Here is a 25622-nt window from a genome sequence, read left to right as displayed (position 1 = left end):
GGTGAGCTAGATGGTCATTCTCAAAAATGTTGGTTTGGTAGATACAGATAAACTGGCCGGTCGCCTGCTTGCTCCGCCAATCGTAATCACCGCATCAGGCAAGTTCCTTATGCCATCAAAGGGAAATCTTTTTCGTATTCGCGTGCAGGGTGCGGGTGGTGGCTCTGGCTCAGCAAGGGCGACCAGCGCGACAGGACTTTCTGCCAGTGGTGGTGGGGGTGGTGGTGCCTACGTTGAGTTGTGGTTGACGCGTGCAGAGTTGCAGGCATTGATTGATGTAGCTGGCGGTTATCTCGATATTATCATTGGCGCAGGTGGTGTGGGAGGAACTGGCGGCGCGGGTGGAACTGGTGGCACGACTCAATTTGGTAGCCTGATTGTCTGTCCTGGTGGTAAAGGTTCAGATTATGGTATCGCAGCGTCAACCTCCACTACCGCACTGGCTAGCGGTGGTGCTTCCAGTGCCGATCCGGTCATAGCTATACCTGGACTGGATTCTAGCAAAATAATTCTTTCGATGGCTGGCGCACCTGGTCATTTTGGTATTTCCGTCCAGTCACCAACACTCGCCGGGCACGGTGCAAACTCACCTCTTGGCAACTGCGGCGTCGGATCTGGTGCATCAGCTACGCAGTCCGATGGAAAAGGTTACGGTTCTGGTGCTGGCGGGGTGGCTAATGGCCTTAGCTCTGTGGCGAAAAACGGCGCTGATGGTGGCGATGGCGTCATAATAGTCGAGGTGTACGCATGACGGATAAATATGCTGTTGTTGATAGCACGGGCATTATCGTAAATATGATTAAGTGGGATGGAGTAACGCCATTCAACCCGGGTGAAGGGCTATCGTTGATAAAATATGGTGAGGGTTACGTTATCGGCGGGACGTTGGTAGATGGCGTATATACGCCACCTATAGTCAATGAGGAGTAGGCTAAGATGCATAGCCTGGCACTGGCGGCCAGGTAATATCAGGTGCTGTTAGCGTATCAATGCGCATCAGCAGCACCCGATACGCTTTCCAGTCAGCAAGCGCGGCGGTTTCTTGTTCCGTCGCTATCCCTGTATCCAGCGCATCCTGTCGCCAGGCGATTTCAGAATCAGCACCTGCCCTTAGAGATAGCTTTCTGGTATTTGCCTGAGAAACCAACTCTTCATGAGTAAGTGGCAACTGTTCTGACAAAGCAGGAAGCCCATTATGACCAACAATAATTATTTTCCCGTTCCGCTGCCCTTCGAAAATTTCAGCATGTAACTCATCACTGATTTCAGTGGCATCAGCAGGAATGGAGCCATTAATTGCGTCATCATAAAATGACTTTGTTGAAGCTGAAAAAAATTTCATATCACCAGCCTATCGCTAAAATTATCGGATGAACAAGCCCTTGAGAACCCGAGCCAAACCACTGAGGAAATACCTTAGCAGTTGATGTTGTCCAGGATACGGCCTGGAAAATCTGATCTGCTGATGTGGTGTTATTACCTACAGTGAATGGAGCAGCAAAAAGACATGCATTAGGAAAAGTTACAGGGAAAGTAACATTTGGGTAATTTACAGTTTCTGCGCCAGCTGTTGGTCCAGTTACCCATTGCAGAATTACGTTTGTTTTTACACCGCCAATGATCAACGGCAATGTTATATAGCCATCAGAGGCTAAAAGCCCCCCAGCCACACCAGCTTTTGCGACATCTCCCAAACCAAGGTATGTGAGAACTTCAGCAACCGTTGCTTTACCGATGATGTCCCGACCAATGCTGGATAATGCTGTTAAAGCGGCAGCATTAGCGGCGGTGAAATATGGGAGTTTATTGGCCGCTCCGACCAGACTGGAAAGCGCTCCCAAAGTATCGTTAAGTGGGGCATAAAGTTTATTCAACGCAGCTAACAGCTGGCCTGCTGTCGATTCTGGTTCCATTGCCGCTGCTGTTAGAATGGCAATCAGCTCACTTTGTGTATCGCGGATAGCGGCTTGTTCATTATTCAGGTGTTCAGCATCAACTATGGTTCCCAGCTCACCAGTGAGCGGATTACCATCATGGAAAAGATTATCCGGTGTCTGCACCGGTGGCATTAAGGGCCGCATTATTCATTCTCCTGATATGCGAAGTAGCAAAATGTATGAGCTGGTTTGAGATCGCGGAAGACTTCTTCAATAACCGGATCACCAAAGGTAGTCAGGCGCTCACCCGCAGCTGAACTGCCTGAGCGAAAGCGATAGGATTGCGTTCCTGAGTTCTGAATATTCACGCGCCAGACCCAGATAATGTCTTCAGTCCAGAGACGATCACCGGCGCGGTTAACTCCCGCCCTGAAAGGTTGCGGTTCATCAATGGTGATGATGTAGCCAAGGTTACTGGCCAACTGAATAAAGTACGGAATACTGAGACCACCAACCTCGGCCAGTTTGGCCAGCACACGCTGCTGGCGTTGCTGGTATGTCGCACCTTCAGCAGGAGTAAGGTCCAGGACGCGTTCCCAGTCAGACAAAAGGCTGCGTGCATAAAATGGAGTAACTCCACCTTTGACAAGCCCTGCAGACGCATCGAGAGAGTCAAAAACACCAGATTCTGATCGCAACGATGCATCAAGCAGAGGCTGGCCCGGACTATACGAAACCAGTGGCAGCAGACGATTTAACAGAGTGAAGTAGCTCATAGCAGCTCTACCTCAACGTTTCCTAATCTAAGCCATTCGACTTTCGTGGCATCGATTACAGGTTGAATATTTGCGGATGGTGTAACGATGTCATAGTCGGTGATACCAGGAATGAGAGAAATCAACGTCCCCGCCTGGCTGCGAATAAAAGCCACTCCCGGCTCACGGCGCGAGTCATCATCCTCCAGCGTTCCGGCGATAGCCTGTTTGGCTGCTGCGAGAGTGATACCTTCCAGTGATACCTTTACGAGCACGTCAAATGTACGGATGACAGGCATGAGAACCAGCGTGTTTTTTGCTGTAACAGGCCGGACATCGTCAATGTGAGCCTGCGTCCTGTCGATCACATCCTGAGAAGGCAGCCCACCGGCAGACGTAATAACAACATCAACAGTACCCAGCCCCCGTCGCAACGGATAAACATATGCAGCAGATACGCCGGATACTTCCAGGGCCCAGCGTTTGTAATCATATTTATTACCGCCTGCAGGAGGTCGGCGAATGATTTCAAGCAGACGGGCAAGCAGCTCCGCATCAGTTTCCTCATCCGTACCGCCAGTCATCAGACCGACGGTCACTGTGCTGTCAAACCCGTCAGGTGTAGTGGTCAGCGTTGCCGATGTGACTGAGGTGGTATTACCCGCAGTCCCGGACAGAGAAGACATTGCATTTACGGAAGCTTTTCCATCCGACCCGATAGTAACTTCTTCGGTTGTTGTCCACGTAACACTGTCGCGTTTGAACACAAGACCGGCAGCAGCTGCCGCGCCCGGTTCGCCGGTAAATGTGGCGGGCCCGGAGGCGCTGTTGGCCGCTTTTTTGCTTAAACCACGTAAACGGGCGTGCAGATAGAGGAATTCCGAATCAGCAGTATCCGGGAAGATCTGACGGACTATCCATCCCTGATGCTGATAAAGCCCCTCGGCAACACTGGCTACACTTGACGCCCGGACATACCAGTCGCTGTCTGGCCCCAGCTTGTCATCAGACAACTGCAGGAGATTTTTGATATCCCGCAGAATGTCAGTGCGAATTTGCGCGGCATTTTTGGTAATGAATGGCATCAGCTGACCTTAACCGGAAATTTCCAGGTCTGCGGCGTTCCGCTCGCGGACGTGACGATGATATGAAGTTGCATCCAGCCTTTTTGCAAGTGCTCTGCAGTAATGGAAATGGATCGGGCGCGACCGTCATCAATAATCGGCTGCAGGGCCCGCTGCGAATACTGCACCGCGAGTTTCTGAACGCGGGATACATCCTTTTCGCGGCGGAGTGTATGTAAAAGAGAGCCCAGTGCTGGATCAGCCCACCATGAGCCAAGGGGGGTCATCAGCCGTAAATAGACGGCATTCGCTAAAGTGTCTGAGCTGTCGCCGGTATAATCGCCGGTCGTTGGGTCAATCAACATTTCCATGCCGTAATACTATCGGCATGGAAATTTAAATTATCGGTGAAGGGGTTCAGTGGGTATTGCTTTTGAAGGAGAACTTACGTTACCACAAATTACATTGGCTGATTAGGTTTCTGCGTGGTGCCTGCATCACCGCCGTGGTTGTGGTCGTGACCGTCATAAGTCTCACGCATGGTGTTCAACGTAGATTTACCGTCAGCGACTTCATTACTGCCTTTCAGCAATGGCGTATCAAAATCTGCCCGTTCTGAGGCTGTCGTTTTATACGTTTTGGTATTAACAATATGCTCTTCGGTATTCACGGTGTGTTTTTTAGTATTAACAATATATTCATCACAGTTCACTTCAATAATTTTTCCGCGCTTCAGGATAATGTTGCTGCCTTCATCCGAATAAATGGCAAGCTCACCACTTTTCAGGCTCTTAAGCCTGTATGCAGCGTGTTCCGTGGCAATCACCACGCTATGACTGGTGCGCCCGTTCAGCGGGAGCATAATGGCTTTAGTACCCCTCGGCGGGTTGGATGTAAAACCGTACTGCTGGAACATCTCCACATCCTGCAGGGACTCCGTAGCCAGACCTTTACCCTGAATGGTCTGAATATCGCCGCCGCTGTTAACCCTTATTAAAACGCCCCTGAAGGCCTGTCTTATACGGTTTAACGCCGTGTTAATACGAGAATCAATTTTGCTCCACATCGATAATCTCCAGCTCTTTATTTACCTTGGCGCGGCGTTTACGTGATTTCCGTTTTTTCGGATAAGCATCCGGTATCCATATTCCATCCTCTTTGAGACGCAGGGTGGTAATGGTGTTGTCTGGCCGTCCACCTGAAAACTCTCTTCCCATGAGGAAGTAAATGTCATCAATGCCATGTGGCTCGCTTCGGACACGGATACGCTGGCCCGGTTGCCATAACTTACCGTTCTCCATGCGATGGCCTTTAACAATAGCTGTCAGATCAAACCCGTTCAGGCGGGCGTCAGCCATGGCCTTTCTTGCGCGATAATCAACCTGCGCCTGATTATCAGCATCACCGGCAACCATAATCTGCGGACGATAGAAAGGTACGGTACTGTCGCGAACGGTACTGCGTAAGCCATGAAAGCCATTTTCTGCAGAGCCGGTGGTGTCATAAATATCATCGGCATCATCGTCGTCTTCTGCGTCAGCGCTCTGGTCATCAACGTCAATAACATCGAGTTTCCCGGATTTTTTCCCCTGGCCGTGTCCCTGTGCCAGCATTGTCAATTCAGAGAACGCCCCGGTAATGGATGACCGGTCACTGAGATCGAGGACGTTGTTTCCCCGACCGTCACGATTAAGAATCAGCGTGGCCACAGGGTCTTTTGTGTAGTCCGGCCCACCAATAACCAGCGTGCCATCTGGCTCAAACCATGGCCATAAACCGCGTGCAGCAGCTGCACGCTCAAGCGTATCCCAGGCACGTTCTCCGGGTTCAACGCTGACCTTGTCATTACGCAGGGATGACTCAGCCTCAATGCGGATGTTCGTTACCCCCAGCGGCCTGACGACCTGGGCGATCACTTCTTCAAGACTGAGCTGGCGGGAGGTGAATACCGGCGAAGCGCAGTCAACAAGCACGGCAGCGCCATCGCGACCGGAAAGCGATAAAGAGACCTGCTGACGGGATACGCGGCGCTGAACCACATCCACCCGACCGGACATCACCACATCATTACCCACCCTGACCAGCACCGGCACACCTCGTTTAATGGCCGCCGGGAAAATACCGTCAGGAAGGCCTAGCGTTACACTCCAGGCATCGGAGGGGATAAGAAAATCGGAGTCAATCTGATAGCGGCTCCATGCACTGTGGATTTTGCCATCAATAACCAGGCTCACTGTATTCTGCGAATCTTTATCTTGAGTAGACATTCAGAACGTCACCGGCTTTGATGTTGTTGGGATTACGTAGTGTCGGATTGAGACGTAGCAACTCGGCGGCGCGGGTGTAGTCCTCGTACCACAGATGGGCCAGCAAATGCAGGTTGGTGTCGGACAATATCACTCGCGTCGTCAGTGGCGGTCTGCTGGTAATAACCGCTGCGCCCAGTTCCTGAACGGTCAGGGCGATATCCTTGAGGCTTTCAACCACGGGTTGCCACGTCACGCCACCCGGTGTTTCACCGGCGCTCACGTTTTGCGTATCGGCGGCAAATGTGTCCCGCGTCTGGTCGATTGCCGCCTGAATGGCCGTCCTGGTGTCGTTGGTGATCTGCTCAATATCGACTGGAGACAGAATATCGCTGATGCTGCTGTCACTGAGTATGTCGGAAGCATCAAGCGCCAGCTGGATTGCAACCTGGATTTTTACCGCCGTTACCAGCTCAGTAATATCCGAGGTTGATGAACCTGCCGGAACAGCAACAGCAACCGTCTTTTGCCCGGTCACGATTTGCTGAGGTAATGCGGCCACATCCTGCAGATTGTTACGGCCATTCTTCCAGTCGGCCATCACGATGCCCGCTGTACCGGAAACGTCTGAGGACTGTGAATAGCTTCCTGGGTTATTACTGACACTTGATTTGGACTGAAGCGACGTCAGGCTCAGCGCACTCTGCAGATCATTCATGAACGCTTTCGGATAATTAACAAAATCCGAGGTGGTACTGACAAATCCCGTCAGTTCCCCCTTAAGTACGGTCACCATATTCAGCGTCGTGGTTGCCAGCGATTTCGCTTTCTTCATCCACTTTTTCGCTGTACGCAGAGGCGAGAGAATATTGTCGATGGCCGTCTGGGCTTTCTCCAGAGCAGATTGCGCCTGGTTGAAAATGATATCGGCCTTCGACAGCGGGAAGTCACTGCCAAAGAAAGGCAGATTAAGTCCCCCCTGGATAAAGACCACCTCGACAACGCAGTAATCAACGTTCTCCGCTTCATGCGATGCCTGATACTCAATGCACTGCATGCCCGTCATGGAGCCGAAAACCGGGTGGATTAACTCCGCGCTGCCGCGTGTATCCAGCGCCGCCAGAAACGCCTGCAGTCGCACTTCGTAATCGTCGCCCCAGAAAAGGACCGTCATTCTCAGGTTACGAGGCTTGCGGCCAAGGTCATCAACATCACCACCGTCGACATAGGGATACTCATACGTCGCAATGTCGCGACTTGCGCTGTCACGGGTATTAACCACATCGAAGCGGACGCCCCTGAATGAGGCATCCTGTAATGAATCTTCCCAGCTCACTGCGGGCCTCCTGTTGAGCCGCGAACGGATTGTTCGCCGTTGTATTCATTAACAGCTGATGCTATTTCACGACCGTCCAGTATCAGCTTTGTGGTGAGGTTAATGGGTTGTGATTTTTGTTGCTGCTGAGGCAACAGATAAGACGGCACGCCTGTTGCTGCAGGTGTGTTTTGCCCTATAGTGGCAGGTGAACTCCACCAGGATTTGACCATTGAAAAGAGATCAACATCGAAAAGAGGTTTCTTGTTATTCTCTTTTTCCTGAAACTTTTGTCTAAAAAGCTCGCCAGTAGTGATCCCTTTTGATTTAGCTTCCTCGTCAGCAGAATCGAATTTATCCTGGGCAGACTCATAAATAATATTTGCCACATTTGCATATGAAGCCCATTTTCCTAACTGGCCTGGCAAATCACTACTTCCCCCCAAAAATTTGTCAAGGAAGCCTTCTTTATCGCCGCCGATTTCCTGAGCATTAGTTACATAAACAGGTACGGCATTGTTGCCAGAAGCACCTTCCGCGAGAATTTCAAGGGGATTTGAGCCTGCTGGCTTGCCCCCAGCCCCCCCCCGTCCTGACATCCATTTTATCGCACCAAATACCGCCGCAGCCGCAGCCATTGCTTTAATTCCAATAGCTGCATCAGAAACAGCCCTGGTTAAACCAGGATATTCCTCTGCATACTTCAGTAATTTATCTGAAAGATATCCCAGGGAATCTGATAACGGCTTGACTGAATCCATCTCCTGAAAGTCTCTCTCGTTATCAAGTTGTCCCAGTTTGAATCCAGGTTGTTCCGACATTAACAAAAAACTAAGATCGCCAGCCGTTTTTCCATCTGATAAGTTACGTTGAGAATTAGCTTCTGAAATAACACCCTGCGTATAGGATTTGTTACCTCTGTATCCCAGGAGTGCAAGTAAAGCCTGTTGGTCTGCAATTATTTTTCCAATACCTGACCCTTCCAGTATTTTTGCTTGAGAGTTAATAATTTCTCTTTTTTCGTTTTCAGGCGCTATTTTAAGTTTTTCTTCTAGCCTTTTATAAGCAGGATTAGATGCAACAACCTTATCTACAATTTGGTTAAATGTTTCGAGAGGATTAACTCCTTTACCAACACCTTTGGCGAGACTACCTGAAAGATCGATTCCTCGACCACTCGGTAATTTTACTCTTGCGGCGGCATTAGCGGCATCCTGGCTATTTAATTTCAAGAGAAGATTATTAAGATTGTTACCTGCCTGGTCAGGAGAGCCAGCGGTAATGGCTGATGCCTGATTCCAACCCAATAACACTGCAAAGTCGTCCAGACCTTTCATACCAGCATTACCGGCGCTTGCAAGTTGTGATGGAAGCCACTTTGCCATATCCTTCAACTCAAATGAACCGTTTTGTCCGGCACTGATCGACATATTGAGTGCTTTATCAAGCTCTGTATCCTGAATTCCAAATGACTGTTTTAATTTAATTGCGATATTTGCAAGGTCAGCGGGAGCTGCTCCCGTTGCAGTTGAGTATTTTTGAATCAAAGGCAATATTGATTTCGCCGATTGCATGCTTACAGAGCCTGATGCAAGCATTGCATCCAGAGTCTCTGCTGCTGATTCTTTAGTCCCGCCACCAGTTTTAACTGAATGACGAATAAGGGAATCCATTTCATTCATACCAGTGCGCCGGCCCTCCAGGCCCTGATCTGCATAGGCTGTGTTAGCCATCATTGCCAGTCTCTGCTGGTAACTCATTTGATTCGAGACCGGACGGACCAGTGTAGCGCCTGCTGCCATGACCCCACCGGCTACAGCTGAGATAGTTGAGCCCGCAGTACCTAGTTTTTGCATTCGGCTCATACCTTCACCAACACCGTTCAATTCACTGCGCAAATTGCGCACTTTATCTTTCATGGCAGAGAAGGCTCTTGTCTGCTCATTAGCGGACAGTGCACCGGTACGAGATAAGCGGTTATAGGCGGCCATAGTCTGCTGTATTTCGCGCTGAATCTCTCGCTCTGAACGAATACCAAGGGTAGATCGCGCCGAACTGGCGCGACGGTATTCGTCCTGAAGAGAACGGGAGGAGCGAATCGCTGTGGCTGCGTTCTGCTGGCGGGATTTCGCCAGCTCATCATCGGTTTTTTGCGCCGCTTTGGTATCACGACTGATACCCTGCAGTGCCTGCTTAAGCACTTTGGAGCCGGTATCACGTGCCAGCAACTGCAGCGCCAGTTGTAAGTTACGCGCCATGGGTTATCTCCGTTTGCCGACTTTCTTCAGGCGTTGCGATTTGACCGTACGGGTTGTGCGGGTGGTAGTTTGCCCGGTTTTCTTTCCGTGTAACCGGGCAAGTGCTTCGGTGTAGCCGTCGAGTTCCGTTCGTGTCATGCTTCCGATTTGCTGCTCACTGATCCCGTATCGTCCGAGTGCGAGGACGAGGGTTCGGTAGCCGGTGAGTTTTTGTTCAAATCCATCCGCTTTTTTTTAACAGCGTTAATCTGAGCATCAATGATGTCAAAGTCATCATCATTCAACTCATCAAGGAGTAACTCTGGTGTTATGTCTTCCTTATTCAGTGAACCAAGTTCTTCAATTGCCTGTGCCATCAGCGCTACACGATAATACATCCCCGCCGAAGCCCCTTCGGTTGTTCCGCAAGCCTCATCCGTGAGACGCAGGGCTTCAATAGTGTCCCTGACAACAGGCAGCCTGACGGCAAAGTCAAAATGGACTTTATCACCGTATTTAACGCCATATAAAAGCTGCTGCTTTTCCATTTATTCCTCCACCCGACGAAGCGCATTCATGGTGATATCGCGCTTCGCTTCGTTGTCGACGGTATACTGAGCCCCGGCCTGAGTGCTGAAGCAGTCCAGGTAAGAAACACGTTTACCGCTGCTGTTGAGTGGATACTGGGTGATTTTCGCACCTTCAATACCGCCCCAGTTCAGGTCGCCGGATTCCGGGATGACCACCGTAACGGTCAGCTGGATCTCTTCGATGCCACGGGAGAAACCTTTGGCCCGGCCCGTTTTGTTCATCGTCTTCACAAGCTTTCGCCCGGTGGTCACATCTTCCTTGAGGTCGGTCACTTCAATTTCCTGGCCGTCGACTTCCATGACGATCGCGCCAACATATTCTTCAAGAGCCATTCTGGTTTACTCCTCAGAGCAGCAAATCAATTCGACCGGCAAAGACGTGCAGGCCATTCACAACATCCGCAGGAATGCGACCGTTCAGCTGGTTAACATCCTGCAGATCGCGCTCAACAATAAGACCGTCTTTGTTGGCATCCACCTCCTCGACAATCTCCAGCTCCTCCAGCTTGTAAAGCACATCAAGCAGTTCGCTGCGCACCTTCGGCGGCGTCCTTGAGCTGAGCTTATCGCGCGGGAATCGCAGAGCGATGCGTTCACGGCAGGCCTTGCGCACGTAGTCCAGCGTTCGGATGGTGGTGATATCCAGCAGCGCCACATCATCCACGCCCTGGGCGTTTTTGGTGTAGGTGCTGATAGCGCGAACGATCTGCACTTTGTCACCGGGGCCAATCTCAAACGGCGTAAGACCATTACGCAGGGCGTTCTCCTGCTCGGTTCGCCCTGGCTGACTTTCCACTGCAGTCACATCCAGCGTGCTCATCGCAAGGGTGTTCAGCGGGCGGGCCGGGTCTTCTTCACTGGCGATAACAGCGGCATAGGCAGCGGCAATCTGCGCCGGGGTTTTTACCGAACCGCTATGCCAGCCCAGCGTGATACGCCCGTCATTCAGTGAGGCGGCCAGTGCAATGCCTGTGGAAAGCGACTTGCGCCACCCACCCACACCGATTGCGCCGCGCTGCTCCATCGCATTGCTGACGTTTGTCAGATGGTTACGCAGCGCCGTCATCGCTTCCTGGGTGGAGAACGGGCAAACAATAATGTTATGACCTGCAGAGAACGCCGCTGCCAGCGCTGGCGTAATATCCGGATCAACATTACCGCCTGTAAGAGTGGTCGCCGCTGCTGTGATACCCGCTGCCGTCACGCCGGAAGAGACAATAATGTCGTTACCAACCGCCCCTTTATGGCGGCAGGTCAGGGTCACTTCCCCCGCGTTTGCCGTCGCTGTGACTGGCAACCCGTCTTTCTGGGTAATCAGTTCCGTCAACGCTGCCGCAATGGTCTCCGCCGTATCTGCAGCCGAAATGCCGACATCAATACGGGTACCATTAATGGTTACGCTCAGCTTCCCGCTGGATGACGCGGTGCCGGTCACGGTAACCTTGCCCGAAGCTGCTGTTGCAGTGGCCGCATCGCTGATGCCGACCATCTGCAGCTGCAGGTAGGGATAGGCACCGATAGCCGCTGTGGCCATCAGATGCGCCATTGAGCCACGGCCAAAGTACGTCGCGGCCTCTTCATCAGAGAAAACATTCTGAATGACAAGCGGCGCAGACGAACCGGAGGCCAGCATTGGCGCAATCATCAGCACCTTCTGGGTATTACCCGGCAGGGTACGAACGGCCAGACGGGTGTTGAACTCAAAATACTGTCCCGGTTTGCGGTTCGTACCGATAGTGTCAAAACTGATATTAGGACTGCTCACCGTTCACCTCCGTGCTGGCAACGTTATTTTTGCTTTTGGCGTTCTTGTCACTACTGGTGACAATAATCAGATCACCGGCCATTACCTGACGCTGGTAATAAGCGGTGTTCTCCACCTCAAGGGGTTCCGCATCGGTAATGTAGCGGCGCGCATTATCTTCGCGCGGCACGCTCAACCCACTGGCGGCTTTTACTTTAATTTTGCTCATGACTGATAATGTCCTCTGCTGCATTGTCTTTATCAGGCTGCTTAAGATCGTAACTGAGTCGGGTTTTCAGCCATGCCGGGTCATCGTCGGTGGTGGCACCACCATAAATCTGGAACATATGATCAACATGGCCTTCCGGCGCATCCGTCAGCGGGTAACGCCCGTTCTCCAGCGCTGACTCAATCCATTTCGTGTCGAACTCGCAGGCAAATACGGAAAATGCCTGAGACTCTATCTGGGTGTTGAAGAGCGTGCGCACGCGACCTGGGCTGAGCGGGTCGATTTTGATACCCGTATCCGCCATATCCTGACCGGACAGCAGACGACGAACGGCAGCAACAAGAATGTACGTACCGACCTCCTGTACGTGCGGCCCACCCATACGGGCCGCTTCTTCACTGCGCAGGCTGCGCTCGCCTACCACCACGACAAAGCGACCGTGAGTGACAAACCGTTGCCGTGCTGTGCTGTATGGCTCGGTTTTTTGCACCCCGCCGAACGTCACCCAGACGGCAGGCAGCTGGCGCAGTACCTCTGCAGGCTCGCCATCCAGCTCGCCACCGTAGGAGCGCACATTCTTCGCCATACGCCCCATACCTTTGCGAAGGCGCTCCACGATGGCTTTTTCAATATCCGTAATCACCATCAGAAACTTCCTCCGCCAGTCTGGTCACGCCCGAAGACGCGACCACCTGACACCATCCGCGCACCGGTTCCGCTTTTCACCACTTCACCTGTCGTCGTGCGGCCCAGATTGATTCGCCCGGATGCAACTTTTTCCAGGTAGCGAACGGTGTCTTCATACCGCTCGCGGATTTCTGCTGTCATCTGGGTCTCAGAGCCGCACAGAAGATAGCGGGCGATGTTGCAGCAGCGACCAACGAGAACACGGGGCTCATCAGCCCAGGGCACCGGATAGCGACCGCAGAGATATCCGTCGATTTCAGCGCTGGCCTGAACGAGTGCGCCGTTCAGCACATCATCGTCAATCTGCCCGGTGTAGTTGCGGTCGGTGAGCGACACGCATTCGCGCTCACCAAACGCCCTGACCATGTCCTCCCGGTTCGCGTACATGGCTTACCCCTTGGCCTTTTTGTCCGGGTTTTCCGAACCGGCCTGCAGCGCATCCAGCTTCTGACTCAGTGCATCACGTACCGTCTCCAGCTCCGTGATGGTGCCGTTTGCACTGGCAAGCTGCTGCTTAAGCGCGTCGCCATCCTGGTTGAGCTGCAGAACCGTCGCCTCCAGCTCGCTGACGCGTGCCTTGAGGCCGTCACGCTCGGTGGTCAGGGCGGAAACAGCATCGCCGTCGCCAGCGTTTTCAGGCACATCCTGCAAACGAACCACAATCAGATTGGGATCGTTTTCCAGAATCTGGAGTTCGCTGTCGCTGAAATGGTCATCCGGCCAGGTGACAGTATTCGCGCTGTGGGCGATGCCGAGACGGCGAAAGCCATCGCGGCGGGCAGTGATTTGAATCGGCATTATGCGTCCTCCCCGGTGGAGCCATACGCCATCTGCCAGAAGCCGTAGCCACCATTTGCACGGGCTTCAGCACCGAAGATGAACTTCTTGCGCATAAAGACGTTGTCAGCGTTGTAGTCGGTCTGCTCGACAAAGACCGGTTTTTTACGCTCCTGATAAATCAGGGGCTTCACGGGTTTTGACGTGTCCAGAAGGAACCAGGCGGTATCTGACGTCAGCTCCGGGACAACCAGAACTTCAGCCGTCCCCTTGTATGGGTTTGGCGTATTGTCAGGGAAGCGGTCAGCCGTCATCAGATAGTTGGCATCGTCTTCAAGAGCCGGAGGCACAACCAGGATGGTCGGGCGAATTTTCAGGGACGCGCCTTCATCATCCTTCAGGCTGCGCATGGCCGTTCGTGCAGCCCCGTAACTTGCTTTTGCGGCGGCAAGCGAGGTAACGGCAAGCTTTTTCGTGCCTTTGTTAGAGACCGACTTGCCCCCCGAAAGGTGGTCGGTATCAAAGAAGGGCTGACCGTCGTAGCAAAGATTGGTGAAACCTTTGCTCAGGAGAGCGAAGACGATATCGGCAGGCAGTTCTGCAGCGGACTGGCCCGCACCTTTAGCCTGCAGGGCATAGCCCATGATTTGATCGTCTTCGATATCGTTACGTTCAACTTCTACCGTCGCTTCCCAGTCTTTGTTGCGGATGGTGTAGTTGAACGCGGCGAGCGCTTTAACCACCTTGTCGCCAATCCACTCACGCATTTTCGGGAAACGGCTTAGCCAGCTGTAGTCGTTTTCTTTCCCGGTCGACGGCACCACCATGGCAATCTTCTGCCAGTCGGACGGAGCCTGATCAAAGGCGTTCTGGAAGGTCGCTTTCAGATTAATGAAAATCTGACGTACATTTTTTACGTTAATTAACACGGTTCTCTCCTTATTAAATCAGAACCCAGACGCCATCATTCTCAAGACCCAGCACCTTTCCGGCGATCGGACGGGCGTTGGTATCACTGGTTTTGGCCACGGTCTGGCTGTCCACCACGTAGCAATCCTTGCCAATCTGCGTCTGCGTGACCGCGTCAGCAGTGCTGTTGGCAAGGAACCAGGCTTTACCGCGACGAACCAGCACACTCGCATCACCGGCGGAACCGGCAGAGTTATCCACCCAGCCATCACAGATGCCGAGGGTGGTATTGGCTGCCGTGGCGCTGCCTGGTACAGCAAAGCCCGCTGCGTTGGCCGCAATAATGTGGCCGCCAAAGAGTTCAGTGGCTGCCGCAACCGGGACGGCAAACAGCTGGCCGTCGCGATAAGGGGTATGACGATCCATTTCGCTCTCCTTTATTTGAGGTATTTCGCGACGCTTTCCGGGTCATTGCCCATCATTGAGCAGATGGCCGGGTCAATCGCATCATCTTCAGCACCCTGTGACGGGCGTGACGGAAGGCCAGCAGGCGGTTGCCCCTGAGTCTGACTGGTAGTCAGTGCGGCAATCTTTGGCGTTTTTTCGATAAAGGCGGTAAGACTGGCCGGATCGGATTTCGCCAGTGATGCAGCCCATTCCTGTTGCGCCGGAAGCAGACGACCGTCGCTGAGGGCAACCGTAATCAACGCTTCAGCCTGCTGCATGGCGAGTGCGGCGGTATTACCCGCACCGGCACGCTCTGTCGCCTGCTGAACGGCTGAATGCATGACCTCCACCGAAACCCATTTAGCCGGGTCAGGCGTGTCGAGTTTCGCCGTCAGGTCAGCGATGTTCTGCGCGTTCTGGTTCAGGATATCCAGCAGACTGACCGACGCCGCTGCAGTCCCCTGGCCACCGGAAATCATGGTGATGATTTTTTGCAGCTCAGCCATGATCTCTTCTTTCGTTGAAGCGGTTGGCAGATTGAGCATCCAGCGCAGGTTGCTCAGTAACTCGTTGAGAAATTCTTCATCCATTTCGGTCTGACCCTCTGTGGTTAAATGCGCGGCCATCAGGGAGGCGGCAGCAAGTAACACTTCCTCCATCCCGTCGACCGCTGGTGTATTGGTCAGCGCGGCGTTGAGCAACTCCAGCACCTGACCGGTTTTGTCGTAAGAAAATACGGGGGAAATAAAGCGATATGCTTTTGCTGCCACCATGTCTGCAGCGGCAGTGGTCCACTCAACATCGACAGCAAAGAGGCCTTCACCTTCGCGCCACTCCAGCTTTTTGAAAAAGGCCGCAGCGGGAGCTGGCAGACCATTTTTGGCTGAACGTAAAGTCTGATGTTCATAGTCCAGGACATACGGCGTCTCGCGTTCATCGGCTGCGGCAATCAACCGCTCGGCGATTTCACGCGTCATCAGCCAGGCGGCACATTCGGTCGGACGGCCATCTCGGGCGCGAAATTCACCAGCCGGGAAGAGCTGGATGACACCGGGAGTGGCGGTGTTAATTTCCTGGGTGAGTGAAGCGATGAGTGTCTTTTTCATGGTGCCGACGATACGGCACCACTGCGGGGAGGTTCAGATGAAGAGGTTCAGTGGATTATTGCTGAGGATCGTTTTCTTTGGTTGTCGGCTTATCGGGTTTAGCAGACTGACGCTTCTGATGCCGGCGGGCAAAGTATCGGTCAGTGAGCCACTCAGCAACCTTTATAACCAGGCCCCCAAAGATGCCAATGAAAACCCACTGCTGCGGGGTGAAATAATCAAGGAAAGCTTTGAATGTGTCCAGTTGCTCGCTCCCGTAATGCATTTATGAGCCAAGACCTTTTTAAACCGCTTTTAAAAACGTCTGAATACCTTCTGGCCGAATCACTCTAGCACAATCAGACTGAACGCGTCACAGCGCCTTACAGGACGAATTTGCCCTCAGTCTAAAATACGTTTCAGATATTGCTCAGCCGTACTCTCCATCTTCTCCACGTCATCTTCGGTGAGATGCAGGAAAGGACGCGCGGGCATCTTAATTTTATACGCCCCGATAGTGTTCCACTGTTCAAAGTTGGAGCGGGATTTTTTAACGAACCGGTTACCCACTGAACCATCCTTGTTCTGGCGGTAGTAGGCTTTCTGGCTGCGGGCCGGAATGCTGATTTCCCCGCCTTCCTGATGGATGCGGGCGTATTTCACATTGGTCCCGACCGTCGCCTCATCATTCGTGCTGTACTGCGTGATACTCGCCGCCAGTCGACCGCTCTTCTGGAGAATTTTACCGCCCCGGCGCTGACGGGCATATGCCGGACTCCAGCCCATCCACGCGGGCCGCCCCTGTTGCCCAAAGTTTTCTTCAACCGCATCCCCCATGGCAGCGGCCATCTCACGCATCAGGGGGGCGCGGTTTTCCAGCTTTTTAATGAGTTCACCGAGTGAGCGCTCAAAGTCACCAATGTCATACCTGATGGCGTAGCTCATGATTTCAGCTCCAACAGCTGCGCCGCGCGTTCAGATAACACATCGCCAGGGGTGACGGTGGCACCGGCGTTTACAAGCGACAGACGCCAGCCATCGTCCGACTGCACACCACGTACGGCGCGGGTGCCGTTCTGCCCGGAGAGGAGCCACACCAGAGCGTCATCATCAAGCCAGACACCAGCTGGCTGACGGAGCAGAACGGGAAGCTCTGACCACATCGGGCCCGGAGCCAGCCGGACATCCTCTTCGTGAATGCTTAATGTGATCGCACCGTTAACACCACGCTCTTCGAGGCGATTCAGCAGCTCAGGCTGGATACCGCCAACGCGCCTCAGGTCGCCTCGGGTCTTCTGCCGCACGCTGACGGTGTCGACCCAGCGACGCACATCATCGCTGACGGCATCCAGAACAGCAGGTTCAGACAGTGTTTCATGGATGGCCTGAGAGGCAATCCGGGGCGTGGTGGTTGCAGATTTATCCATCAGGCGCTGTCCGAGAGAAGAGAGCCAGCCCTGACCCGGATTGTGCCCGAATCCGGCATCAGGCGTGTAAAGCTCTCCGTTGAAGCGTAACGCCTTAACGTCACGGGTTTCTTTTGGTCCCCATGCCTGCTGTACCGTGACAATGTCCTGCTCCCATGATTTGACCTCAATCCCCATGCGGTCTGCATCTGCCTGAGTTCGGGCACGAATGCGGCAGCGGCAGTGGTATCCGTCAGGCGGGTACATGAATTGCCATACAGGATCGTCATAGCGGGCAGTAAAACCATTGAGTCTGGCGTGAAGTGGCCGGGTGTGCATGTCCATGACGGCCACGCGTTCCCAGATGGGGCGAAATTCCGCGTTGGCCATTTGCTCCGCATAGCGCCCGGCACCATAGGCCGCCTGCATATTGGTTTCAAAGATGGTGCGCAGACGGCGTGGCGTGAGTTGCTTACCCTCCAGAACGCCATCTTCATCGGCGACCAGCCTGGCACGGTCGGCGAGCCAGCCCTTACGGATCAACGTTGGGGTAATCTGCCGTTCGAAGTCACGAAGCGTGCCGCCGTTAACAATATGCTCGCGCAACGATTTATGAATATCCTCAAGCATATCCTGTTTAAGGACGCCCGCCACGGTGAAACTGGTGGCATGGGCGCGGGCCTCAATATCGTGCCAGTTAAAACCGGTGGCGTAGCCCTTCGACTCGAAGTAGGCAATCGCTTCTTCGGGCTTTAACCCGATGGCGTACCCCAGATCAACATCAGCTTTCAGCATTGAGTCGCCCCCAGACCTCACTGACAAACAGCGCCTGTTTTATCAGCTGTTGCAGCTGCGTATCATCCAGCTGAGGGTAACTTGCAGCAATGATATCCAGTGCCTCATCAGGGCTTTGCCCCTCTCTCAGAGCCGAAACCAGCGGCGCAATCAGCTTATCCATGGCCACCGCGATGCTCTCCCCAGGCGACGTGGCGCTGTCCAGCGCATCCTGAGCAGGGTCAACAACCTCGCCCGTGGTGCTCAGTGCCGCGAAATGGCGGAATACCGGCGTGGTGCTCAGCCCTACCGGAGAGGAAACAGCAGGCGGCGTCAGCACAGCTTCGTTCTCTTTTGGCACCGGAATCCCGACCTTTTTGTGTATCCATGACGTCGGGATAGTGTCCATCCCGGCGCGTACCAGCGCGGAAACACCATTGGCAAAGGTTTCAATGCTCTCCAGCTCACGGGTATCAAATACCAGGCGCGGCTGACGGCGCGGGCTGACGTTATAACCATTAATGGCCAGTAACATACGAATGAAGCCACGATAAAACCCTTCCAGCTGGCGGGCATCAGCGGTCAACAGATCGTGCCGGACTTCGTTATGCACATTACCAAGGGCATTTGTTGAGGACTTGCCGTCCGCCTGTGACGTCAGCGTGCCGCCGAGAATGACCTTTGATTCGGTACGTTCGCACCAGTTAATCATCGCCATGAAAGGATCGGACTGCCCCTCGGCGGCATCCTTAAATTCGATTTTGGTGTTATCAGGGATGATCCCCGAGGCGTTATGACCGATGCTGACCAGCGCCTCCATAAGTTTATCCTGTTCATCCTGGCTGGCCCCGGACATATACGACCCGATACGCGGTGGCAGCCCGTAGATTTCCAGGAACTCAGCGAGATCGCGCACGCTGTAGTTTTTAAACAGATAAGGCCAGACCAGTACGCGGTATAAGCCGGACTGCGCGATATAGCCTGACTTGGCGTTGTGCGTATGCACCAGCCAGCCAAACGGCCAGAGTTCTTCTCCACCCAGCGTGCCGGTGTTAAGACGCACCTCATCCCCGGCTTCCGGCGTGGTACAGAACCAGCGATGCGGACGCAGTTTGATTTTGACGGGAAGCCAAAGATTGCCGTCAAGTTCCCACTTTTCAATCTCCTGAGCGGAAAAGCCATGCCCGATAGCTTCAGCCGCATTCAGGGTAATATCTTCCATCTCCTGAAGGTCAGCGAACCAGCTGGCCACCATCGCGGCGATCTGCTTTTCTTCCGCCGTCGCGTTCGGCGGTGGCTCGATGCTCCAGTCCAGAGTGAGCAGCGCATTCTTGCGCTTGGCCATTTCAGAAAAGATATGCCCGTCCCGCTCAACCATATCTTCGAAAAGGTCAGCCTGAGCCGCCAGGTCGCCGCGCTCAGCCGCTTCCAGAAGGCGAGGAAGCCGGGCAATGGTCATTCCCCGCGAGGGGTGAGTTGGCCAGTCGCGGTGCAGCTCGAACGTGCGGGAGGTCTGGGGGGCTTTAAGCACCTCTTTATTTAGCGGGCGACCATACTGGTCAAGAATCTGAACCATTATCAAAATCCTCCTGAAGGACCGAACCTGTCCCCGCTATGGCCACGGCGGGGAACAGCTTTAAATTCGAAATTGCCAGCGCCGGAAACGGCCAGCATCCAGAGCATATGCAGGGCATCAGGCCCGTCATCATGGTCAGCTTTGGGGAAGTGCCGGAGCTGGTCGATGAGAGTGGTCTGCGAAGGGTGCAGGCGTATCAGGCCGTTGGCCATATGTGGCTGCAGTGACTCAATGCGCAGGAGCTTATCAACCGAAGGCGTGACGGCTCTGGCAGGAACGGGGATACCCATCGCAGCGGAGCGCTTCACCAGCTCGGTGCGCAGGAACTCCTGGAACTGGACGGACTCGACCGCCCAGACTAGGCAGTTATATTCCAGCTGCAGTTCGATAACGTCAGAGATAATTTTGTCCGGCACACGCTTTCGGATACGCGCTTCGACAACATCCAGAATGCCGGTAAAGCGGTTGAAACCGCCGACCAGCAACGCAGAAGGGTCCCGGCTGTTGCCGTGTTTACCCAGGCTCGGGTCACATGCGCCATAGAAGCGCCACTCGTTAAGGCGATTGACCCAGAAATTAATGCAGCCGGTAAATGGCGCATCTTCGCCGCTGACGGGATCGTTCTGATATTCCGCATCAAAGGTACTGTGGCCATCACGGGCACGGATGAGCATCAGGGCATAAAGCGGACGCGCAGCCCATGACACAGCAGCACCTTCATCCATCTCAGCCTGATGCTCACGGTAGTATGCCTGCGCCAGCATCTGACCATCTTCGTCGTTGTTGCGCAGGATTTCTTCCCACTTATCCCAGAGCGACATATTGTGCGGCCAGCTGATAAGCGCCTTGAACCGGGCCCGCGTCCATAGCGGATTTTTAAGGGTACGGGAAAGCACGGAATCGTAGTGCAGGATTGTCCCGATATACACCACATCGAACTTGGCCCCCGCGCCGCCAAGCGGCAGGACCGTTTTTTTGAGCCAGTTATCGAGCTTGTCACGCTGCTCAGGGTTACGCACCAGCTCATCGTTCTCGATATCATCGAGCACAGCCAGGTCAGGACGATACGGGCCATGGCGAAGACCACGCAGCTTTTTACCACTACCGGCGACCTGAACCTTAATGTCGTTGCGGGTGAGGATGGTCCCGGCCTGCCAGACGCGTCCACCGCCCGTCGCTTCCGGGAAATCCATCAGCAGGCGGGGGTTAAACTGCAGTTCCGCCTTTATCGCCTCCAGCATCGGATAGGCCTGGTCGATGGAGTCCATAATGATGACCGGGTAATGCTTAAGCGCCAGCACAATGCACCAGATGACAAAAAGCTGACTCACGATAGTGGATTTGGCTTCACCACGCGGAGCCGCTATCGCATCGTTCTGGCTTCCCGTAGCCTGGATGATTTCAGGCAGACGCTTATAGAGATAGTTATGCAACTCACTGCGGGCGGCATGGCTGACATAGTGCGGAAAATAATGCTGCACAAAGTATTCAAACCCCGTTACAGGGTCAGCAACGAGGCCACGACGCGCAGCGACAGCTGCAGCGGAGGGGTCAAAGCCCACATCTTCGGCTTCAATGGTGCGACGCAGACTGGCGGAGAGTTCCGCCAGTTCGGCAAGAAAATCTTTGCTGGATAACTTAGTTCTGGCCATGATTAATTTGCCCTTAACAGCCTGTTAATAGTGATTGCGGAGTGCTTTATTAACCTCGCTGATGAAGCGGTTCATCGACTCGATGCCGGTTTTATCTCGATCAACATCGAGGCTGTAGCAGCCTGTCGACGTCGCGACGGTTACGTTTCTGCCGCCCGCGAACCGGACACCCAGCACGTCACTGGCCATCACATAATTTTCACTGTTAACCCGGATTAACTGGTCAGCCATAGTGTTGCTCCATCTCCTTGCCGAAGGGTTCAAGGATTTCCACGAACGCGGCCAGATGCTTCGGATAGTGCTCGGCGACAAACGCGCTAAGCTTCTGGATAACATCCAGCGCCACCGCCAGCTGACTCACCTCAGGCAGTATTTTCTTGTTTGCTGCGACGGCTTTGTTAAATGCATCGGCAAGGCTTGCCAGAAGCTCGACGCGCTCCCCCGGAGGGAGCTGAGACTCGGTTGTCAGCAGTTCCAGCGTGGTCTGATACTGGGTCATTAACCCGGTGAGAATGGCTCGGCCAATCTCCTCAAGACCATTCCCGGCCATAAGGTGAGCGGCGCGTAACTTGTCCCAGTCATCGCCTGCGTCCTGTGCTTCCTTCTTCCAGCGGCGAGCTGTCGCAAATGCCACGCCAGCCTGAGCGGAGGCGATTTCGAGCGACATCTGGCCGAAGATATAAGATCGTCGCAGTTTTTCCCGTGTTTCCTGCGGATGCGCCATATCACAGCTCCAGTTTTGCGCGAATGAGCAGAATGGCTACCGTGATGACGCCGCCCGCGATGCCACCTGTAATCGCACCGGCAGAGGCACCACGGCGAGCGGCATCGTCGCTGATGGTAGTGAGACGAACATCAATCCGGCTAAGCTTGTCATTAATCCCGCCCAGAATGTCCGGGCTGACGGGTGCCTGCAGGCGGTCGAGCTGAGCGGAAATCCGGCTCAGCGTTTCCTGTTCGCTCTGGCTGATTGTCGCGCGGCGGGTTCGGCGCTTGTGTCTGGCTTTCATTTGTCCTGTTTCCTGTCCAGTTTGTTATCAATGCGCTCGATAGCCGCTCGCAGCTCCCTCATCGCATCCATCATTGCGGTGTAGTTACTTTTGGCATCCTCACGGCGCTGGTATTCATCCCGGATGCGATCAACCGCCTTTTCCAGGTCGGTGATGTCTTTTTGCAGACGACGTATCCAGATGGTGCCGAAGGTTGCAGCCAGCGCCAGCGCAATCTGAAAGGCCATATCAAGAGTCATAATATTTTTCACTTCCTGTAATACTCGTTTATTGCCTGCAGCCTGCCCTCAAGGAGCTGGCACCATGCGCCGTATTCCGCTGAAAACGACACTATTCCCGTGGGGGAGAGTCCGCCACCGGTGCCTGTGGCCTGGCCGGAATGACCAGAAGTGCCGCTGGCGGTGGCTGGCAGATGCTGACCAGCGGGGAGGCTTTCGGTTCCGGGGTAGCCGAAGGCTTCACGGAAGAGCTGCAGGCCGCCAGGACCAATGCCGGTATAACCAGGACCATCTTTATCAAGTGCATCTTTAAGCCTCTTTTTAAGATCGCGAACAGTCTCGTCATGTGCCTTTTGTTTTTCAGCCAGCTCGCGGGTCAGCGCATCCGCTTTCTGCTGCCAGGCGTTCTGCTTATCAAGTGCAGCCTTCAGGTCAGTTGCATATTGATTCGCAGCACTGAGCCGCTCCTGATCCCACTGCCGTTCTTTTTCACTGAAACCATCAGTCAGGCGTTGCTTCTCCTTGCTGAAGGCCAGCGCCTGAGCGTCCAGCTTGTTGCCTGTGATGAAGGTGCCGAACCATATCCCGCAGCCTGTCAGCACCACGACGACGAGCAGCGGTTTCCAGCTAACCTTCAGGATTTTCAGGGCTGCTTCCCACATCGCGCACCTCTCTGGCTCGTTTGATGGACATGTGTTTTGATGCCTGGCTCTGTGCCACCCATGCGCCCAGATAGGTGAAATACAGCTCACCAGGTGTTTCGGGACGGGTTACGGTGATCCAGACCAGCACGAAGGAACTGACCAGGAAGGCCAGAAAAACGATGGTATCTGACGTTGAGAGACGACCTGTGGCCGGGTTGGTCACCAGATCGCGCAGAGAGATCGTCATAGCGCCGCCTTGGCGACATTCAGCCGCGCCACGCGGTCGACCTGACCTTCAGCCGGAGGGTTGATACGGCGGGTGACAGCCAGAAAATCGCCTTTGTCCGCCAGCTCGTTACAGCCGTTTGCTTTCCAGTACCAGGCAGCGCTGCGGGCTGCGTTGAGATACTCCAGTAGCAAATCGGGATTAGCGATGAGATCGAGACCCAGCGCCTTACCACAAAGCAGGTAATTATTGCGCAGGGTAATCTGAATCAGACCACGCCCGCGAAAGCGCCAGCCATCGCCTGAGGCTTCATTACCGTTACCACCCTGATTTGCGTAAACATAATTCGCCATTTTTTCAGGGTTACGGGTATAGCGGCGGGCAAATTCAACCTCGCCGGGCTCGATAATACGATTCTTATTGAGATCGAAGTCGCTGCGGAAAATACGCGCCACGCGCTCAGCATCTGAATAATAGAGATTTTCACTGAGCCGACTGAAGCCCGCGCTCTCGTGGCCGGTTTGAGCAATAAAGGCGGCAAGCCTGGCAGGTGTATTAATCTGGAATTCAGCGGTAGCCTTACTGAATGGATCAAACCAGCGTTGCGCCATCACTGGCGAAAGGCCTGCTGCTCGCTGAAATTGTGGGAGTGTTAAAAGCATAACGCCATCCGGTTAAAAAGGGATGGCGTCAGTATTTCATCGGGTTAGGTGAATAATCAGGTGAAGGGGTTCAGTGGCTTATTGAGTAACATCAATTATCTCTACATCGTCACTTTCTTCAATATGCGCAGGAGGTGGGTTGTTAATTGCAAATTTACATTCCTTACCCTGTTTTATGTATGATTCACCCTGCGCATTCACAGCCTTAACATTATCAGTTTTTAATGAAGATAGCCTTGCCATCCAATATGAGTAAGCTGCTGCTGGTAACGTAGCGCAAGAGCTAAAAGGTGTAGGGTTTAAAAGAAGATTCTCCCCATACAATTTTTTCGCATCCTCATCAAGGAGGAGGAAATGACGACTCACTGCAACAACTTCAGGTGTAAGATATCCCAGACTCTTGTACATATCAAAAACAGCAGTTGCACCCATTAAAGTGCTCTGCGTTTCATTAAATATTCTCTTAGTTTCCTCAAGTTGATTTTTATAAGTCTCAACTGCTTTTGTATTGGGTACTGTTTTTGCTACTGCAGTAGTACTAAATACCACCAAGAAAAATGCCACATATCTCATTGCATTGCCCATTAGAATAATTTTCCTTGACTGTTACAATCTTTGTTTTTCTGCTGTGCAAGAAGTTCCCACGCAAAGCGATCACTAAAACCATACTTAGGGCAAAGAAAGGTCATGGCCATAAGAGAGGATGAACCTTGTCCACGCACTTCGGCGAACTCGGCTAGAAAGCGACGGTTACGTAATTCACGAAGGGCACGATCACAGCGGGGTAAATAGAGAACTTCGCCGCCAAAATTCTTGATGAGTAATTGGGTTTTCTCATCGCCGATAGTATCGCGCAGGAGGGCTGCGCGGCTGGCCCCCATAGCGCGGAGGCCTTTACCTATCGGGAACGTGGTGCCACCAAAAGCAGAAAGAAGCTGCTCGGTCGCCGGGAAGCCTATCAGGTCAGCTATTTGTATCACTGCTGATGGCAGCAGCTCCGTTACCTGTTCCAGATTCATTATTACGCTCCCGCTTTTTTCGCCGACTCGCATCAATGCTGAGAGCCTGCATGAGTTTGGTTAACTGTTCTGTCGTCAACCACTCGATGTATTTGACGTGGAACATATGATCGCACATTTTCTCGGCATAATTCCACGGACGTTTTGCATCTGCAAGTAATGCATGAATTTTAGCAAGAATTGACTCGCGCGTATTGGCAACCTTTGGAAGTCGACCGTGTTTTGCTGAGTAGCGAGGAAAGCCCTTACCATGCATATATTCCCTGACAGCCTGCAGTTCGTCGAGAGTGCATTTAGTGGATGATGTTTTACCGTTGCATAAGCGAGACAGAACACTACGGTAGGTTACATCATCCCACCCAAGATATGCCTGACCCGCTTTAATAGCCCCGATAAGGCCTCGTTTTGCTGGCGTGGACATAATATTTCTCCTGTTGGTTGCCATTATCGCAGGCACTTTGTGAAGTGCCTGC

Annotated in this window: 36 protein-coding genes; 3 read left to right on the top strand and 33 right to left on the bottom strand. The window is 53.4% G+C overall.

Annotated elements, in window-relative coordinates; genetic code table 11:
• The first annotated feature begins 10 nt into the window (after positions 1 to 10).
• Positions 11 to 751 (top strand): hypothetical protein, encoded by a 741-nt coding sequence (locus ACOTXI_RS08650; RefSeq protein WP_421766136.1) that lies wholly within the window; start codon positions 11 to 13, stop codon positions 749 to 751.
• Complete coding sequence (locus tag ACOTXI_RS08645; protein ID WP_063452942.1) at positions 748 to 930, top strand: hypothetical protein; 183 nt, start codon at positions 748 to 750, stop codon at positions 928 to 930. Before ACOTXI_RS08650 ends, ACOTXI_RS08645 begins: the two co-directional genes overlap by 4 nt.
• A gap of 1 nt (position 931) precedes the next feature.
• Here the strand turns inward: ACOTXI_RS08645 and ACOTXI_RS08640 are convergent, their stop codons facing one another.
• From ACOTXI_RS08640 to ACOTXI_RS08550, 19 genes are all read right to left on the bottom strand, one after another.
• Complete coding sequence (locus tag ACOTXI_RS08640; protein ID WP_259493100.1) at positions 932 to 1342, bottom strand: tail fiber assembly protein; 411 nt, start codon at positions 1340 to 1342, stop codon at positions 932 to 934.
• 1 nt (position 1343) lies between these two features.
• Positions 1344 to 2081 carry a gp53-like domain-containing protein gene (locus ACOTXI_RS08635; RefSeq protein WP_248352011.1) on the bottom strand — a complete coding sequence of 246 codons (738 nt, stop codon included), beginning with the start codon at positions 2079 to 2081 and terminating at the stop codon, positions 1344 to 1346.
• Complete coding sequence (locus ACOTXI_RS08630; RefSeq protein ID WP_248351953.1) at positions 2081 to 2653, bottom strand: YmfQ family protein; 573 nt, start codon at positions 2651 to 2653, stop codon at positions 2081 to 2083. The genes ACOTXI_RS08635 and ACOTXI_RS08630 overlap by 1 nt, the downstream gene beginning before the upstream one ends.
• Positions 2650 to 3717 (bottom strand): baseplate J/gp47 family protein, encoded by a 1068-nt coding sequence (locus ACOTXI_RS08625; protein ID WP_123922642.1) that lies wholly within the window; start codon positions 3715 to 3717, stop codon positions 2650 to 2652. The genes ACOTXI_RS08630 and ACOTXI_RS08625 overlap by 4 nt, the downstream gene beginning before the upstream one ends.
• Positions 3717 to 4067 carry a phage GP46 family protein gene (locus ACOTXI_RS08620; protein WP_096218654.1) on the bottom strand — a complete coding sequence of 117 codons (351 nt, stop codon included), beginning with the start codon at positions 4065 to 4067 and terminating at the stop codon, positions 3717 to 3719. The genes ACOTXI_RS08625 and ACOTXI_RS08620 overlap by 1 nt, the downstream gene beginning before the upstream one ends.
• Positions 4068 to 4156: 89 nt before the next feature.
• The gene (locus ACOTXI_RS08615; RefSeq protein ID WP_096218653.1) at positions 4157 to 4762 is read right to left on the bottom strand and encodes a phage baseplate assembly protein V; all 606 of its coding nucleotides are present in this window, start codon (positions 4760 to 4762) and stop codon (positions 4157 to 4159) included.
• Positions 4746 to 5963: a phage baseplate assembly protein gene (locus ACOTXI_RS08610; RefSeq protein WP_123922643.1), complete on the bottom strand. Its 1218-nt coding sequence runs from the start codon at positions 5961 to 5963 to the stop codon at positions 4746 to 4748. The genes ACOTXI_RS08615 and ACOTXI_RS08610 overlap by 17 nt, the downstream gene beginning before the upstream one ends.
• On the bottom strand, positions 5947 to 7278 hold the full coding sequence (locus ACOTXI_RS08605) for a DNA circularization protein (protein WP_248351952.1): 1332 nt from the start codon (positions 7276 to 7278) through the stop codon (positions 5947 to 5949). The genes ACOTXI_RS08610 and ACOTXI_RS08605 overlap by 17 nt, the downstream gene beginning before the upstream one ends.
• The gene (locus ACOTXI_RS08600; RefSeq protein ID WP_045261511.1) at positions 7275 to 9515 is read right to left on the bottom strand and encodes a phage tail tape measure protein; all 2241 of its coding nucleotides are present in this window, start codon (positions 9513 to 9515) and stop codon (positions 7275 to 7277) included. Before ACOTXI_RS08600 ends, ACOTXI_RS08605 begins: the two co-directional genes overlap by 4 nt.
• Before the next feature lie 134 nt (positions 9516 to 9649).
• A complete protein-coding gene (locus ACOTXI_RS08595; protein ID WP_045261512.1) occupies positions 9650 to 10042 on the bottom strand; it encodes a hypothetical protein in 393 nt (130 codons plus the stop codon).
• On the bottom strand, positions 10043 to 10417 hold the full coding sequence (locus ACOTXI_RS08590) for a hypothetical protein (RefSeq protein ID WP_023311695.1): 375 nt from the start codon (positions 10415 to 10417) through the stop codon (positions 10043 to 10045).
• A 13-nt stretch (positions 10418 to 10430) separates the two neighbouring features.
• Positions 10431 to 11849: a phage tail sheath subtilisin-like domain-containing protein gene (locus ACOTXI_RS08585; RefSeq protein WP_045261513.1), complete on the bottom strand. Its 1419-nt coding sequence runs from the start codon at positions 11847 to 11849 to the stop codon at positions 10431 to 10433.
• Complete coding sequence (locus tag ACOTXI_RS08580) at positions 11836 to 12057, bottom strand: hypothetical protein (protein WP_023311742.1); 222 nt, start codon at positions 12055 to 12057, stop codon at positions 11836 to 11838. The genes ACOTXI_RS08585 and ACOTXI_RS08580 overlap by 14 nt, the downstream gene beginning before the upstream one ends.
• On the bottom strand, positions 12044 to 12703 hold the full coding sequence (locus ACOTXI_RS08575; protein WP_023311741.1) for a DUF1834 family protein: 660 nt from the start codon (positions 12701 to 12703) through the stop codon (positions 12044 to 12046). Before ACOTXI_RS08575 ends, ACOTXI_RS08580 begins: the two co-directional genes overlap by 14 nt.
• Complete coding sequence (locus tag ACOTXI_RS08570) at positions 12703 to 13131, bottom strand: gp436 family protein (RefSeq protein ID WP_021567602.1); 429 nt, start codon at positions 13129 to 13131, stop codon at positions 12703 to 12705. Before ACOTXI_RS08570 ends, ACOTXI_RS08575 begins: the two co-directional genes overlap by 1 nt.
• 3 nt (positions 13132 to 13134) lie before the next feature.
• The gene (locus ACOTXI_RS08565) at positions 13135 to 13542 is read right to left on the bottom strand and encodes an HI1506-related protein (RefSeq protein WP_045261516.1); all 408 of its coding nucleotides are present in this window, start codon (positions 13540 to 13542) and stop codon (positions 13135 to 13137) included.
• Positions 13542 to 14450, bottom strand: a complete 909-nt coding sequence (locus ACOTXI_RS08560) for a Mu-like prophage major head subunit gpT family protein (protein WP_021567604.1) — start codon at positions 14448 to 14450, stop codon at positions 13542 to 13544. The genes ACOTXI_RS08565 and ACOTXI_RS08560 overlap by 1 nt, the downstream gene beginning before the upstream one ends.
• A 13-nt stretch (positions 14451 to 14463) precedes the next feature.
• The gene (locus ACOTXI_RS08555; RefSeq protein ID WP_021567605.1) at positions 14464 to 14856 is read right to left on the bottom strand and encodes a hypothetical protein; all 393 of its coding nucleotides are present in this window, start codon (positions 14854 to 14856) and stop codon (positions 14464 to 14466) included.
• Between the two features lie 11 nt (positions 14857 to 14867).
• Positions 14868 to 15983, bottom strand: a complete 1116-nt coding sequence (locus tag ACOTXI_RS08550) for a phage protease (RefSeq protein WP_063161513.1) — start codon at positions 15981 to 15983, stop codon at positions 14868 to 14870.
• Positions 15984 to 16020: 37 nt separating this feature from the next.
• Between ACOTXI_RS08550 and ACOTXI_RS08545 the strand changes: the two genes are divergently transcribed.
• The gene (locus tag ACOTXI_RS08545) at positions 16021 to 16254 is read left to right on the top strand and encodes a hypothetical protein (protein WP_233098473.1); all 234 of its coding nucleotides are present in this window, start codon (positions 16021 to 16023) and stop codon (positions 16252 to 16254) included.
• Positions 16255 to 16364: 110 nt separating this feature from the next.
• Here ACOTXI_RS08545 and ACOTXI_RS08540 read toward each other — a convergent pair whose 3' ends face one another.
• The 14 genes from ACOTXI_RS08540 to ACOTXI_RS08475 form a co-directional block, all read right to left on the bottom strand.
• Positions 16365 to 16907 carry a phage virion morphogenesis protein gene (locus tag ACOTXI_RS08540; protein WP_039261777.1) on the bottom strand — a complete coding sequence of 181 codons (543 nt, stop codon included), beginning with the start codon at positions 16905 to 16907 and terminating at the stop codon, positions 16365 to 16367.
• Positions 16904 to 18163: a phage minor head protein gene (locus ACOTXI_RS08535; protein WP_063930087.1), complete on the bottom strand. Its 1260-nt coding sequence runs from the start codon at positions 18161 to 18163 to the stop codon at positions 16904 to 16906. Before ACOTXI_RS08535 ends, ACOTXI_RS08540 begins: the two co-directional genes overlap by 4 nt.
• Positions 18150 to 19718, bottom strand: a complete 1569-nt coding sequence (locus ACOTXI_RS08530) for a DUF935 domain-containing protein (RefSeq protein WP_063930088.1) — start codon at positions 19716 to 19718, stop codon at positions 18150 to 18152. Before ACOTXI_RS08530 ends, ACOTXI_RS08535 begins: the two co-directional genes overlap by 14 nt.
• Before the next feature lie 2 nt (positions 19719 to 19720).
• Positions 19721 to 21370, bottom strand: coding sequence for a phage terminase large subunit (gene terL / locus ACOTXI_RS08525; RefSeq protein ID WP_248352010.1), 1650 nt, complete (start codon positions 21368 to 21370; stop codon positions 19721 to 19723).
• Positions 21371 to 21394: 24 nt separating this feature from the next.
• Complete coding sequence (locus ACOTXI_RS08520) at positions 21395 to 21601, bottom strand: hypothetical protein (protein ID WP_116363867.1); 207 nt, start codon at positions 21599 to 21601, stop codon at positions 21395 to 21397.
• Positions 21594 to 22094 (bottom strand): DUF1804 family protein, encoded by a 501-nt coding sequence (locus tag ACOTXI_RS08515; protein ID WP_000941096.1) that lies wholly within the window; start codon positions 22092 to 22094, stop codon positions 21594 to 21596. Before ACOTXI_RS08515 ends, ACOTXI_RS08520 begins: the two co-directional genes overlap by 8 nt.
• A gap of 1 nt (position 22095) precedes the next feature.
• On the bottom strand, positions 22096 to 22380 hold the full coding sequence (locus ACOTXI_RS08510; protein WP_021567611.1) for a hypothetical protein: 285 nt from the start codon (positions 22378 to 22380) through the stop codon (positions 22096 to 22098).
• The gene (locus tag ACOTXI_RS08505; protein WP_000171281.1) at positions 22377 to 22619 is read right to left on the bottom strand and encodes a hypothetical protein; all 243 of its coding nucleotides are present in this window, start codon (positions 22617 to 22619) and stop codon (positions 22377 to 22379) included. The genes ACOTXI_RS08510 and ACOTXI_RS08505 overlap by 4 nt, the downstream gene beginning before the upstream one ends.
• Positions 22620 to 22627: 8 nt before the next feature.
• Complete coding sequence (locus tag ACOTXI_RS08500; RefSeq protein WP_071283396.1) at positions 22628 to 23260, bottom strand: OmpH family outer membrane protein; 633 nt, start codon at positions 23258 to 23260, stop codon at positions 22628 to 22630.
• Complete coding sequence (locus ACOTXI_RS08495) at positions 23226 to 23489, bottom strand: DUF2644 domain-containing protein (protein ID WP_023063181.1); 264 nt, start codon at positions 23487 to 23489, stop codon at positions 23226 to 23228. Before ACOTXI_RS08495 ends, ACOTXI_RS08500 begins: the two co-directional genes overlap by 35 nt.
• On the bottom strand, positions 23486 to 24130 hold the full coding sequence (locus tag ACOTXI_RS08490) for a glycoside hydrolase family 19 protein (RefSeq protein ID WP_075200127.1): 645 nt from the start codon (positions 24128 to 24130) through the stop codon (positions 23486 to 23488). Before ACOTXI_RS08490 ends, ACOTXI_RS08495 begins: the two co-directional genes overlap by 4 nt.
• A gap of 78 nt (positions 24131 to 24208) precedes the next feature.
• Positions 24209 to 24715, bottom strand: coding sequence for a hypothetical protein (locus ACOTXI_RS08485; RefSeq protein ID WP_071283637.1), 507 nt, complete (start codon positions 24713 to 24715; stop codon positions 24209 to 24211).
• Positions 24715 to 25149, bottom strand: a complete 435-nt coding sequence (locus ACOTXI_RS08480; RefSeq protein ID WP_023311913.1) for a Mor transcription activator family protein — start codon at positions 25147 to 25149, stop codon at positions 24715 to 24717. The genes ACOTXI_RS08485 and ACOTXI_RS08480 overlap by 1 nt, the downstream gene beginning before the upstream one ends.
• Complete coding sequence (locus tag ACOTXI_RS08475; RefSeq protein WP_048977012.1) at positions 25094 to 25570, bottom strand: gp16 family protein; 477 nt, start codon at positions 25568 to 25570, stop codon at positions 25094 to 25096. The genes ACOTXI_RS08480 and ACOTXI_RS08475 overlap by 56 nt, the downstream gene beginning before the upstream one ends.
• Positions 25571 to 25622: the final 52 nt, after the last annotated feature.

The organism is Enterobacter cloacae complex sp. BZL2005 (assembly GCF_049238885.1).
Taxonomy (GTDB): Bacteria; Pseudomonadota; Gammaproteobacteria; order Enterobacterales; family Enterobacteriaceae; genus Enterobacter; species Enterobacter roggenkampii.
This window is presented reverse-complemented; position numbering and strand designations above follow the sequence as displayed.